This is a genomic window from Echinicola rosea (genome assembly GCF_005281475.1).
GTDB lineage: Bacteria > Bacteroidota > Bacteroidia > Cytophagales > Cyclobacteriaceae > Echinicola > Echinicola rosea.
On record NZ_CP040106.1, the window covers coordinates 2,835,432 to 2,848,216 of the forward strand.

General features: G+C 45.4%; 10 protein-coding genes. 4 read left to right on the top strand and 6 right to left on the bottom strand.

Annotated features, from left to right (window positions below; all coding sequences use genetic code 11):
* Positions 1 to 4 precede the first annotated feature (4 nt).
* Entirely contained in the window at positions 5 to 2,863 is a 2,859-nt protein-coding gene (locus FDP09_RS11400; protein WP_137402791.1) for a TonB-dependent receptor, read from the bottom strand.
* A gap of 682 nt (positions 2,864 to 3,545) precedes the next feature.
* Positions 3,546 to 4,634 carry a helix-turn-helix domain-containing protein gene (locus tag FDP09_RS11405; RefSeq protein ID WP_137402792.1) on the bottom strand — a complete coding sequence of 363 codons (1,089 nt, stop codon included), beginning with the start codon at positions 4,632 to 4,634 and terminating at the stop codon, positions 3,546 to 3,548.
* A gap of 262 nt (positions 4,635 to 4,896) precedes the next feature.
* On the opposite strand from FDP09_RS11405, the gene FDP09_RS11410 reads away from it, so the two are divergent.
* A complete protein-coding gene (locus FDP09_RS11410) occupies positions 4,897 to 5,490 on the top strand; it encodes an outer membrane beta-barrel protein (RefSeq protein WP_137402793.1) in 594 nt (197 codons plus the stop codon).
* Between the two features lie 75 nt (positions 5,491 to 5,565).
* Here the strand turns inward: FDP09_RS11410 and FDP09_RS11415 are convergent, their stop codons facing one another.
* The gene (locus tag FDP09_RS11415) at positions 5,566 to 6,642 is read right to left on the bottom strand and encodes a fatty acid desaturase family protein (RefSeq protein WP_137402794.1); all 1,077 of its coding nucleotides are present in this window, start codon (positions 6,640 to 6,642) and stop codon (positions 5,566 to 5,568) included.
* 157 nt (positions 6,643 to 6,799) lie between these two features.
* Here FDP09_RS11415 and FDP09_RS11420 point away from each other — a divergent pair, with 157 nt between their 5' ends.
* The 3 genes from FDP09_RS11420 (at position 6,800) to FDP09_RS11430 (ending at position 8,490) form a co-directional block, all read left to right on the top strand.
* A complete protein-coding gene (locus tag FDP09_RS11420; RefSeq protein ID WP_308421150.1) occupies positions 6,800 to 7,387 on the top strand; it encodes a YdeI/OmpD-associated family protein in 588 nt (195 codons plus the stop codon).
* A gap of 254 nt (positions 7,388 to 7,641) precedes the next feature.
* A complete protein-coding gene (locus FDP09_RS11425) occupies positions 7,642 to 7,932 on the top strand; it encodes a hypothetical protein (protein WP_137402795.1) in 291 nt (96 codons plus the stop codon).
* A 246-nt stretch (positions 7,933 to 8,178) separates the two neighbouring features.
* Positions 8,179 to 8,490: a hypothetical protein gene (locus tag FDP09_RS11430; RefSeq protein WP_137402796.1), complete on the top strand. Its 312-nt coding sequence runs from the start codon at positions 8,179 to 8,181 to the stop codon at positions 8,488 to 8,490.
* 59 nt (positions 8,491 to 8,549) lie between these two features.
* Here the strand turns inward: FDP09_RS11430 and FDP09_RS11435 are convergent, their stop codons facing one another.
* The 3 genes from FDP09_RS11435 to FDP09_RS11445 form a co-directional block, all read right to left on the bottom strand.
* Positions 8,550 to 10,139: a glucoamylase family protein gene (locus FDP09_RS11435; RefSeq protein ID WP_222840324.1), complete on the bottom strand. Its 1,590-nt coding sequence runs from the start codon at positions 10,137 to 10,139 to the stop codon at positions 8,550 to 8,552.
* Between the two features lie 11 nt (positions 10,140 to 10,150).
* Complete coding sequence (locus tag FDP09_RS11440; RefSeq protein WP_137402797.1) at positions 10,151 to 10,957, bottom strand: carboxylesterase family protein; 807 nt, start codon at positions 10,955 to 10,957, stop codon at positions 10,151 to 10,153.
* A 227-nt stretch (positions 10,958 to 11,184) separates the two neighbouring features.
* Positions 11,185 to 12,684, bottom strand: coding sequence for a sulfatase family protein (locus FDP09_RS11445; RefSeq protein ID WP_137402798.1), 1,500 nt, complete (start codon positions 12,682 to 12,684; stop codon positions 11,185 to 11,187).
* Positions 12,685 to 12,785: the final 101 nt, after the last annotated feature.

Genomic DNA, 12,785 nt, shown 5'->3' on the forward strand with positions numbered 1-12,785 from the left:
TGGTTTAGAATATGATAAATCTGATTCCGGCTTGTCCGTTGGTGGAGTACCATTCACTGGAAGTGATGCGGTCTTTATTGTCGCCGAGGTATTGTACATATGGTTCATTGGTCAAATTCCTGATTTCGGCGAACGCCTTGATTTTATCCGTGATAGAATAGGCAGCAGAGAAATCCACAGTGAAGGTATTGTCCACATGGATATAGAAATCAGGGCCAAGGTTTTGGTTGATGGTCTCGACCGATGCACCGCGGAAGTTTCCTGCCAAGCGGAGCATCAGCCCATTTTTCTCGTAAAATAACGACGTGTTGAACAGGTTGCTTGACTGGGTAGGCAGGCTGGTGATATCCGTGGAGACTACAGCCCCTTCTTCGTCCAATCGCGGTACTTCCAGCTCGGAATGTATCCTGCTATAATTGACATCTACCCCAAAGCCGCTCCAGAAACCCGGAAGGCTACTGAATCTTTTAGTGATGCCCATCTCGAAACCTACCAAGTATGCACTCTCAAGGTTCTTTGGCTGGGAGACCAGGAAGTTGGTGCCATCGATGGTCTCTGCCGAAAGGTCCGTGAAGATAAAGTCATCGATGTCTTTATAAAATATCCCGGCGGTGATCATTCCGATATCTTCCAGAAACCATTCTCCCATCAGGTCAAAATTATTGGAAAAAGTAGGGAGCAATTCGGTATTTCCTCGTGAGATGCGCGGAATTCCTGTGGAGGTATCGATGCTTTCTGATGGACTCAGGCTTCCGAAGTTTGGCCTGCTAAATGTCCTGGTATAGGCTGCACGCAGGTTTAATTGCTCTTTGGGGCTGTACTTTACGTGAAACATCGGCAGGAAGGCGTTATAGTCATTGTCCCTGGAAACTGGATTTACTTCGTCCGTTTCATCGTTGTAAGCAAAGCTGTTCATGGTGAGCTTGGTAAATTCATTTCTGAAACCACCGATTACCTGTAATTGGTCGGTGATGTTATAGGTTCCCATGATGTAGCCAGCGTAAGCGTCTTCCGTACCATTATAGGTTGTGGTGGCATTGGAGGCTGGAGAGTAGTTATTGATGTCATTTTCTTCCATGAATTCTGGCGAGAAAATTTCGAAGGTCTGGCTTTGGGGCATGGGCTGGATGGCCAAGGCGTCAAACTGTCCGTTCAGCTCTTGGAAGAATGTACCAGGAGCGGGGAAGTCCATTCGCTGGAATTCACTCAGCGTACGCAGTGGGGCAGACCCCGGTATTCCCAAGCGGGCATTGGGAAGGAATACCATAGGTGTTTGTTGGGCCTCGTTTTCCTTAAACCTGAATTTTCCACCAGCCTTTAGGCTAAAGTCAGGGTTGACATCCCAAGTGAAGTTCATTTGGGCGACATTGTCACGGTCACGCTGGTCAATCTGGTAGATGATCAACTGCTGCAATGTAAGCCTGTTGGGATCCATGAAGTCATTTTCGTTGGTGAGGTCAGGGTCAAAATTGAGTGGGGTGATTCCCTTGCCGTCAGGGGCATCGAAGATGTTGTAAACATGACCGTCAGCAGAGCGTCCACCAAAGTCACCTTCCAAGTCTTGGTAAAACTGGGCGATGGGCAGTCCTTTCTGGTCGCTGGGCATATTGGGAGGGGTCTCCAAGTTGTAATAACTTTCATAGGAGGACAATTTCCAGTCCATCTTAAAGTTGGTAGCCAAGTGATGCACGCCACCAAATTCATAACCCTTTAGGTAAGTTCTGTATTCTGACTCCCTGTTACTGTATCGGTACCGGTTTTCCTCAAATTCGTAATAGGCTTCATAAACGGGGCGAATGTCATCAAATTGGTCTTGGACGATTCGTGCAAACAGTTTTTGGTCAGCATTAAATTCATATTCCAGTGCTGCGTTCAGTGCTGTAGTGCGGCGAGTGCCGTAATATCTTTTGGCATTCATGGTATTGATGCTGTAGCGCTCGGCAGGAACAGCCATGTTCAGGTTATAATCCAGGACAATTTCGTCAGAAGAGAAATTTCTGTTCCAGATGGAAGCGGCCAGGATAATTCCGAATTTATCGTTAAAGAAGCGATCACCATAAACGATGGAAGCGTTATAGCTACCGTTTTGGGATTTTTGGTTATAGCCTCCTGCTGCGCTGACATTGAGCATCCTGTCCTGTGGGGCAGAGCGGGTCACAAAGTTAATGGATCCACCGATGGCATCCCCTTCCATATCAGGAGTGATGGCCTTGGAAAGCTGTACGTATTGGATCATTTCCGCTGGGATGGCATCTAACAGCGCATTTCTATTGCCATTGACGTTGGAGCTGGGCAATCTGGTGCCGTTATAGAGTGTGGAAGACCAAGCATAGGGCGTTCCCCTGACACTGACTTGGTTGGCCTCACCGTGGTACCGGTTTACACTGGCCGCAGGAAGTCGCTGAACGGCCTCTGCGGCATTTCTGTCCGGTAATTTCCCAATAGCATCAGCGGCAATGACATCCATGATGGCCAGTGAGTTCTTTTTGATGGAGATGGCCTTTAGCTGCGAAGGAACCATGGTGCCCTGGATCACATATTCTTCCAGGTCGCCAGAAGCTTCAGTTAATTTAATGTCCCCTATGGAATTGGAACCTGCTTTAAGGTCCACTTCCCTAGTGACTGTTTCAAAACCCAAATAGCTGACCCGAAGAGTCGCTTTACCCGGAGGGAGATTAGAAATTTCGAACTTCCCATTTAAATCTGTGGGAGCGCCTTGGCTGGTCTCCATGACCAGAACGTTTACTCCAGGGAGGTAGCCTGTCTGATCGGATACACTGCCTGACAAAGATGCCTCACTTTGGGCCATAGTGTGGGTGGCCCAGATCAGCATCATCATAAATAGTGGTAAGTGTTTTTTCATGTGCTTAATGATTTTTCAACAAACCTAATGGTACTGGGGCATAGAAGTCGTCCGTGTAAATTTGACCGTACTTTCCAATGTTAAAATGTATTATAAAAAGTAGATTTTCAGTGTTTTACGTGTTGTTATGAAATAATTAATAAACCGTAAAGACCAATTAATATGCAGGGAATGACCGATATTTATCCGCTAATCACGTCGAGTATGCCCTTGGGAAAGTCAATATTTTGTACGAACACTTAATTCGGTGTTCATGCTGTTTAGTTAGTGTGTATTTGAGAATAATAGGTACTATGTTTTTAATTGGGGAGTGGCTTTTCTTAGCTAAATGAAGTTGAGTCAGGATTACGAGTCCAAAAAAGCGATCATTTCCCGAGGTTTTTTCTTTCTGTTTTTATCAAGACCCTTGCCCCAAAGGCTTTCGGGGAAAAAAGGTAAAGAATAAAATTTCCCAAAGTGGCTACAGCCTCACCGTCAAAGTCAAATGGAAAAGATAATCCGGGCATACGAAAACAGGGAAACATCCTTAATTAAACGGTCTTGATTCCGGGTTGAGATACCGTTACCGCGAGGTTGACGGATTGGGCAAACGCATATAGTAAATTGAAGGGGAAAAGTTAGTGGGACCGTTTTGTATGCGGACTCGCTGCTTTGGCGTGAAGACTGTTGGCCCATGGCCTGGTTAAGTTTGGAGCTGCAGGGATTTTTTGTAGTCGCTTGGACTACAGCCGGTCGCCTCTTTGAAGTATTTATAAAATGTGGACTTGGATTTAAATCCGCTTTCATAGCCTACGACGGTAAGGTTGTCTTCATTGGGCCGTTGGAGAAGGTTTTTGGATTCTTCTATTCTGGCAGAATTGACAAATTGATAGAAACTCTGTCCCAAGTGGATATTCAAGGCCTGTGTGATTTTGACTTTAGAAGTATCCAATTCTTTTGCCAGTTGGTCCAAGTTGAAATCCGGATTCAGAAAGGGTTTTTTATCTTGGAATACGGCGTTGATTTGATCTAGGATCTGGATCAGTTCTTTCTCGGAAAGCTTGGAGTTTCGATACTTTTCCTTAGGCTGAATGGAGATTTTAGGGGTATCGTATTGATTTGGTTTGGTATGGATGAGCATCCTCGTGCGAATATGGATAATGCTATAGAAAAGTCCCAGCATGAGGAAATAATAAACATAGCGTGTGGTCACAGGAAACTGCACATCCCAGATGAGCAACGCCCAGCCAAATAGCACGAGAAATGATAGCAATAAGTTACAGGAAGCTATGAGCCTGGCAATGGTCGCTTTTTGCTTGTAAATGGGACCAGTGGCCGGAGTGTGATGGAGCAGAAACAGTGAATAGGTACTATATACGGTAAAAGAAAGAAAAACAGCGATGATCACACCTTGATGGTAAAGCTCCATGATCATCTCAGGGGTGTTTTGGGTCATCACCATGATGATCATTAGGATGTTGAGCCCAAAGCCAATGAAAAAGGGAGTGGAATGGGCGATGATTTGGGCTATAGGGACAGGACGTTTTCGTATGGATTGTACATAAAAATACAACAACGGTCCGTACAACAAGGAAAAGCAGCCATGCAACTTGTCAAAAATCTCCATATTATCGACCAACCAATAAATAAGGGCTTTGTAGGTGACATGTACCGCTATTAGCCCAAAAAGAAGGCTGAGGTAGAGGTCTTCTCCCTTGTAACGCTTGTTCAGGAAAATCAGTAAGCCGCTTGTTATGGCCTGCAGTATGACCACCGTTAACATGATTCCCATAATACTTTCCAATTATAATGATAAAAACGAACGCTTTACTCCTCTTGTGATTTTTAATTCCTTTCCGCAGGTAAAACGGTTGGAATTCCTTGCTTACTAACTCTCAAAAGTACCTTTTTAAAATTAATTGGGTGTTAATGGTATGTTATGTTTGGTGTGGGGATAGCTGTGGAAGCTACTGGGGATTCAAAATTACCCACAATGGGGTATTTTAGGTTGGCATGAAATGCCTTACCTTGGGCGTTCATAAAAAGAGTGATTTATGAATAAGAAAACTACTATTATTTTTATCATGATTATCGTTGGGTTAGTGCCATTTTGTCTCCACGCACAAAGCACTGATGAAGTGAGAATTTACTATGGGGCGGCTGGAGCGGAATTTGTCAAGTCGGCGACATACGGGGGAGGAGGATATGACAATACCGGTTTCAAGGAATTTGGTTTGCGGTATTTGAAAGGAATTAATGAGAGATTCTCTATCGAAACGGGTGTGAATTATTCCAGCAGTAAGGCTATATTCTATCCGGAATATATGGGGGAATCAGTGGAGGTGAGAGAGGAGGATTATCACCTCATTTCCGTTCCCATTTATGCGCATTACACTTTTTGGAAGCATTTCTTTGTCAATGGTGGCCCCATATTGGATTTTGATGGATCCGACCACCCGGACTTCATTGATAAACAAGCCGGCATTGGATACAGTGTGGGAATTGGAGGGAAATATGACTTTCAACATTTTTCCCTCTTTGTCAATCCCAATTTTAAGCAACACGCTTTGTTTCCTTTTGAAAAAAGCCACAACCACCAGAAGTTGACTGAATTCGGTGTACAGTTTGGTTTGGGCTATCGTTTTTAGCATGCAGCTCCACACACCCTCACACACATGTACTAGTGTTTTCCTATTTTGTAAAAATGGATGGAGCTCCGTTGTTTAGTCACGTCCATGCTTTTTTAAAAAGCGGTAATGTGATCCCAAAGCCGTAAGTAAGGACCCGTTGTTGATATAGGGAACGTTAAATTCGGCAGCGGTGGTCCTGAGCATCTTGGAGATGGCCGGATAGTGGATATGGCAGATGTTTGGAAAGAGGTGGTGCTCTACCTGAAAATTCAGCCCTCCACATAGGAAAGTAGCTATTTTGCTGTCCACAGCAAAATTTGCCGTTGTCCTCATCTGATGAATGGCCCAAGCCTCCTCAATAGTTGCGCTGTTATCGGGAGCGGGCATTTCCGTTTCTTCCACCAAGTGAGCCAGTTGGAAAACCAGTCCCAACACCAGCCCTTCCACCATATTCATCAGCAGGTATCCGATCAAAAACTGCCACCATCTAATGTCCATGACCACTAATGGAATGATGATGAATAGTGTGTAATACATGGCTTTATAACCGAATAATTTGAAATATTCGCTTTTGGGATGCCTATTGGTGTGGGCGCCAATGTTCTTCTGGAAAAATTTCAGGTAGTCTTTTCTGAAAAACCATGAGAGAGCAGTAAGCGAATACAGCATAAAGGCATAAATGTGCTGGAAGCGATGAATTGACTTCTTTTTGTCCTTAGCGGATAGCCTGATCAGGCCCGGGGCTACTTCCAGGTCACCATCATGGCCGACGATGTTGGTGTAGGTGTGATGGATTTTGTTATGGGTAATACGCCAAACATATTCGCTGGCCCCGATGACATTAAACATAAAGCCCAGGGTTTTGTTTATGTTGGATTTGGCCGAATAGGAGCCGTGCAAGGCATCATGGCAGATGTTAAATCCAATGCAGGCCATGGTCACACCAAGGAGCAATGCCAATAATAACGTGGCGAATGGCGGGAACACTTCCAAAATAATCAGTGCATAAAGGCTAAAAAATGAAATAAGGTAAACAGCCGTCTTGACCACCATGGCAGTATTGGCTTTTTTGGATTGTTGCTTGTCCTCAAAGTAATCATCAATCCGTCTTTTAAGGGTACTGAAAAATAGGGAGTTTTTGGTATCGATAAATTTAATCGGTCGCTGCATAAAGCTTGTTTTTATGGTTTAGTGTTCGTTGATTATAGGACACGTTACAAGGACAATACCCTGAGTAAAAAACGATGTTTTATGGGGGAATGGATTTCAATCGATGCTGCTGACATAGGGTTGTCATTCTAATACAGTAAATTGGCAAAAAAAGAACATGATGAAGAAAGAACCTATCGTGGCGTTTTGTCCCTGTAGTCGGAAGGAATGGCGGCAATGGCTGGAGGACAACCATCAAAACCGGGACGCGGTTTGGCTGATCCAGTACAAGAAGGAGAGCCAAAAGGCATCCATCACTTGGGAAGAGTCCGTGGAAGAAGCGCTTTGTTTTGGTTGGATAGATGGAAAAAGAAAGTCGATTGATAAAGAAAGTTATCGTCAGTTTTTTTGCAAAAGGAAACCTGACAGTACTTGGTCTCAAATCAATAAGGAAAAAATCAAGAAATTAACGGATCAAGGTCATATGCGCCAAGCGGGACTGGAGGCAATTGAAACGGCCAAAAGCAATGGTTCTTGGAGCCTTTTGGATGAAGTGGAAGCTTTGACCATTCCTGAAGACCTTCATGCCGCCTTTTTGTGCTATCCAGGCTCGGAAGAGACTTTTTTGCAATGGAGCAAGTCCATAAAAAAAATGGCATTGCACTGGATCGTAATGGCCAAGAGGCCTGAAACCCGCCAAAGACGCATTGATAAGGTGGTGTCCTTGGCTTACCTTAAGGAGAAGCCAAAAGTATTCAGGTATTAATATTATTCCGTTTATTCGACCGGTAAATCGGTAGTACCACCTTTTACCCATATCTGTTGGGAATAACCGGGTTAAATTAATTTGGTTTGCCCGTAAAGAACAAAAAGAGGCTGTCTCATGAGTCCTTGTTGCGATTCAGCGATGGATATCAGAAGAAGCAATCTCGTCATGCGTGCCATTAAGCCCGTTTTATGCATTAGGAATCGTAATAAGTAGGCTATTGCATAATGCGGGTTCGATACCGTTTAGTTAGTGTGTATCTGGAAAATACGGGTTCTATATTTTTCCCTTGGGCAGTTATTTTTCTAGCTAAATTCCTAGGTGGTTTTCATCCCTTTACCTTTGTTACTTTTTTGCTTCAGGTCAAAAAAGTAACCCAAAAAACCCGTCGCTACGCCACGGCGCACAGGTGTGCATCTATTGGCCTAAATTTAAAGCCTCCCCTCATGCAGGCAAACTCCTTCTTTTTAGCTGCCAACATTCTTTTTGGGCAGCATTTCGTCAAACAAGCCTGCCTTTTTGCCCTCCGCTTTTTAATTTCTTAACGCCCAATACCTGCAAGGCGGATTCAGTTAATAACCTATGCTCGACTTAATTTTTGTGTTAAAATCGTCATTGCGAACCCTTTTTAGGAGGATGTGGGTTGGAAAAGGGTGTGGCAACTCGCCGCGGCGAGCTGCCACGGCTTCCACCCCTCATATCTCCCTCTAAGCCTCGCAGTGACGATTTTATAATCGAACTGAGGTTAATAAGTCCCAAAAAGGTATCGCTTCCTTATTCCGGCCCTTGGTATGCCTGTTTTCCAGCCAATGGTGGAGGCCGTTAAGAAAGTGGGTTGGCTCGCGTCGTGGAACAGCGAGCCCCACTCGTTTTTAGGCCATAGCCATCGGGTGGAAATTAAAATGGGTGAGGGATCCACGTCGCAGGGGAAATCCATGTCCCATTTTAAAGGGCAGACCACCGGGCTAGATTTTTTTCTTTCTTTTTTCATCAATAGCCTGCCCCGAAGGCTTTCGGGGGAAAAAAGGAAAAGGATAAAATCCACCAAAATGACCAAAGCCATACAATTAAAGTCAAATAGAAAGGAAACTCCTAGCAGGTGAAAACAGGGATATAGCCCTAACTAAACGGCATTGAATGCGGGTTTAACAGGTATAGCAACCTAAGGGTTGACTGAAAACTCCAACTTCTTGAGTCCATCCTGAATTTCTGGGGCTCCCATAAAGAGTTTCCAACCGAGCCCGGAGCGATGGTTTTCGATCATGGCCACGATGGGGCCTTGGTCGATGGCCAAGTATCTTTCTGGATAATAGTCCGCTTCAGGGCTTAAGGCGTCATAGAAGCCATAACGCCCAAAAACCTTTTCTCCATAATTGAAATAGAGGTTTTTTAATACTTTTAATGATTCCTGAGGGGTGTAGGGCATGGAAGAAAGTGCCGCGGTGGGTGTGATGACGCCAAGGTCGCGGCCAGGTCTGTGGCCAGCATAGCCATTGACCGAATAGCTGGCGGTCAAGCCCCAAAGGTCTTCCCCGTAGCCTTTGTATCCATCCTTGTTTTCGATGCACCAAGCACGGTTAATCAGCGTATGGTTTTTGTTTTCCTGCCAGTAGTTGGCGTAGCGGTCTTCCAAGCCTTTAGGGTTGAGTCCGTGGTAAGAATAGTGTGCCCAGAAGAGCGGTCCGCCCATTTTCTCGGCACCATTATGCTTTAGTGTCAATTTATACCCAAAAGCTTCTACATCCGTATTGATGTCACCACTGCGCGCCCAGCCTTTATGGTACACACTGGCAGGGACGGAATGTGTGGGAGAGGCAGCAGCGAGAATGTAGGTGATCAGGCATTCGTTATAGCCTTCGAGTGGGAAGTTCATGTCCCAAGCGTAATTTGGAGACCAGTGCCAATAAAGCACGTCTTGACCACCTTGGGTGTACCAATCCCATTCCATTTCTTTCCATAGCTGGTCGATTTTTTGGGCAATGGTTTTTTCCTTTTCTGAGCCATTTTTATAATATTCCCTTACTGCTAGCAGCCCTTGCATCAAAAAGGCAGATTCTACCAAGTCTCCACCATCGTCCTTTTTGCTGAATGCTTTGACTTTGCCAGTTTCGCCTTGTAGCCAATGTGGCCATACACCGTGGAAGCGGTCAGCTTCTGCGAGGAAGTTGACCATTTTTTCAAAACGATCGGCTCCTTCTTCTCGTGTAATCCATCCACGGTCAATACCTGCCAGTAAACCGTATATACCAAAGCCGGTACCTCCGGTGGTGACCACACTTTCATCGTTTTGGGGATAGTTTCCGTCGATGTGGATGCGCTCTCTGGCCATTCCGGAGTTGGGCTCCGCTCCTTCCCAAAAATAGCGAAAGGTGTAATATTGGACCATGTCGATTAATTGCTCGTCGGTAAGGTCTTTGGTCAGCACTTTGGTGCTGCCGATTTCCCTGGTTTCGCCAGTAGGTTCTACAGAGGTGATACGGTAGTTTAGCTCTAGATTATTGCCCAGATCATTGACGAAGTCCATGTACAGGGTGTCCCTGATCGTGGCCCTTTTGCTGAAATTGTTGTCGCCGGAGCTTACCCATATTTCGTACTTATCTGCTCCTTCTTGGGCTGGCCAAGTGAGTTCCACATGGCGAGGGTATCCGGTCGCTTGGATGGGGCTTTTTGTGGCGGTTTCGTTCGAGGTGCAACCCCAAAAGGCAATAACTGCCAGCAGGAGGAACACTTGTTTTCTAGGGAGGTTATTCATGGTCTTTACGGTTATTTATGTTTTGAAAATAGCCAATGCAATAAGTCGGGTTCGTCAAAGGTCGGATCCCAGGCATTGTGATTGGCTTCGGGATAAAGGCTGTATTTCACGTCAGCCCCTTCTTCTTTGAGTTTCTTGTACACCCGCTGCGAAAGGATAGGGGGGACGATGTCATCCTTGCCTCCATGGGTGATCCATAAGGAGGTGTGAGGTGCGTATTTTTTGGCTAGCGAGAGGTTGCCCCCGCCACAAATGGCGATGGCCGCGGCATATTTCTTCGGCCATCTGCCCAGTGTCTCGAATGTGCCAAATCCACCCATGGACAGCCCCATGATGTAAAGGCGCTTTTTGTCGATCCGGTTTTCTTTGATCAGCTTTTTGGTCAGGTCGTTGACCAGATCCAGTTGCTCGGATGGTTGCTCCACAGATTGGCTGAAGTCAGGGTCACCTTTACCGAAGAGCTCCTTACGGACACTGATGTCAATCCAGTATTTGTCCATCGGACATTGTGGAAACACCACGATTGCAGGGAAGTGCTCTCGGTTTTCTGGGGATAAGAACAGGTCGGCACCATGGGTAAGCTGCTTTTCATTGTCATTTCCCCGTTCACCTGCGCCATGGAGAAAAAGCACCATGGGATACTTTTTACCGTTGTCGTAGTGTTCAGGATACAGTATTCGGTAAAGGAGCGAGTCACCTTTATGATTGACAAAGACCCGTTTTTCAAATAACGACTTGTCCTGTGCCGATAATCCGCTGGAACTGCAGCATATCAGGATGGCAACCAGAACAGGAAAATAGGTTTTCAATGTATTCATTTTATTAATAGTTTTTTAACCACAGAATGCGCAAAGAGTACGGAGATTTAATTGGAAATGAATTGTCCTTGATCTGCTTTCGTTTTTTCGTTATCGGAAGGAAGAATGATGTGGCCACCCCTGCTATCGAAGACGAGATGGCTTCACTCCGTTACTCTCCGTTCACAAGGACGGCTAAACAATTTTCCAATCTCTCAATGCTACCATTTTACCATTTAGCAATTTAATCAATAGGTTCGTTGGAACCGATGGTCGAGCTTGGGATGGCGGATAGGTTTTAACGGGATTTGGGTTCCGTCGGTGTTTTCCAGCCAGTCCCAGACTTCGTTCCTAAGTCGCTTACTCAAGTCCTTGTATTCGGGGTCCCTGATCAGGTTGTTCATCTCATAAGGGTCTTTTTGGATGTCGTAGAGTTCATTGATATCCCAGACGCCTTGGTTAAAGATGTACTTGTACTGATCTGTCCTTACGGCAAATACCGTGGGAGTAGAAGGATAGGCCATTTCCCAATAGTATTCATAAAACACTTTCTCGCGCCAGTCCACCTTCTTCTGCTCCAAAAGTGGCACGAAGGATTCTCCTTGCATCTGCTCAGGAGTGCTGCTCATTCCGGCCACTTCCAGTAAAGTGGGAGCGATGTCAATGTTCATCACCATTTGGTCAATGGTGATTCCCGGTTTTACCATTTTGGGATATTTTACCAGCAAGGGCACCTTCATGGATTCTTCATAGGCATGCCGCTTATCGATCAGGCCATGCTCCCCAAAGGAGAAGCCATTATCTCCCATATAAACCACAATGGTGTTTTCCTCCAATCCCTCCTCTTCGAGCCAATCCATCACCCGGCCGATACTTTCGTCCAAGGCCATAAGAGTTTCCAAATAGCTTTTATAGAAAACATTAAAAGGAAGTTGGCCATGGTACATGTAATCTACGCCGTGCCAGCTGTATCGTTGTTTTCTCACCCAGTCGGGGATGTCCTTATAGTTTACCTTGGTCTCTGGTGCCCGAATGATATCTCCGTAAAATTTACTGCTGTCCGTGGCGGTCAGGTACATGGAAGGTGGGGTCACAATGGGCAAGGTGTCGTACATCCCTTCGTGCCGTTTGGCAGGCTGAAATTCGGAATGAACAGCCTTGTGGGAAAGGTACAGCATGAAAGGCTCTTCTTCCTCAAGGCTGTTCAGCCAGCTCAGCGCTTCGTTGGTCAGCAGATCGGAGGTATAGCTTCCTTCTGGTTGGGGAATCCTTTTGCCGTTGATGTTGAAAACGGGATCATAATAGGTGCCCTGACCACGAAAACTCACCCATTGGTCAAAACCAGGCTGGGGCATGTCATCGGTATTGCCCATGTGCCACTTGCCAAAAAAACCGGTTTTATACCCCATTTCTTGCAAATATTGCGGAAAAAAGGTCAGATCATCCGGCAAAGGAGCCTGATTGTCCACAATAGTATGGGTATGGGCATACTGTCCCGTGAGGATGGATGCCCGGCTAGGAGAACAGAGCGAAGTACTTACAAAGGCGTTGTTCATGTGCGCCCCTTCCGCAGCTATTCTGTCCATATTGGGCGTTTTGAGACCGGGTACCGCTCCCGTAAACCCCATGAAATCATAGCGATGGTCATCGGAAAGAATGAACACAATATTGGGTTTTGCGGATTGTCCAAACACCTGCATACTAAGAAGCAAGCCAAAGACCCATAATAGTATAGTTCTATTTAACATTTCAAATAAGGTTATAGGTTTTCTTGATGAGGAGGTGGGAATTATGAATTTAGAATGTTGAGTTAGTAATGATGAATTAAGAATGATGTTTTGGTTCACCG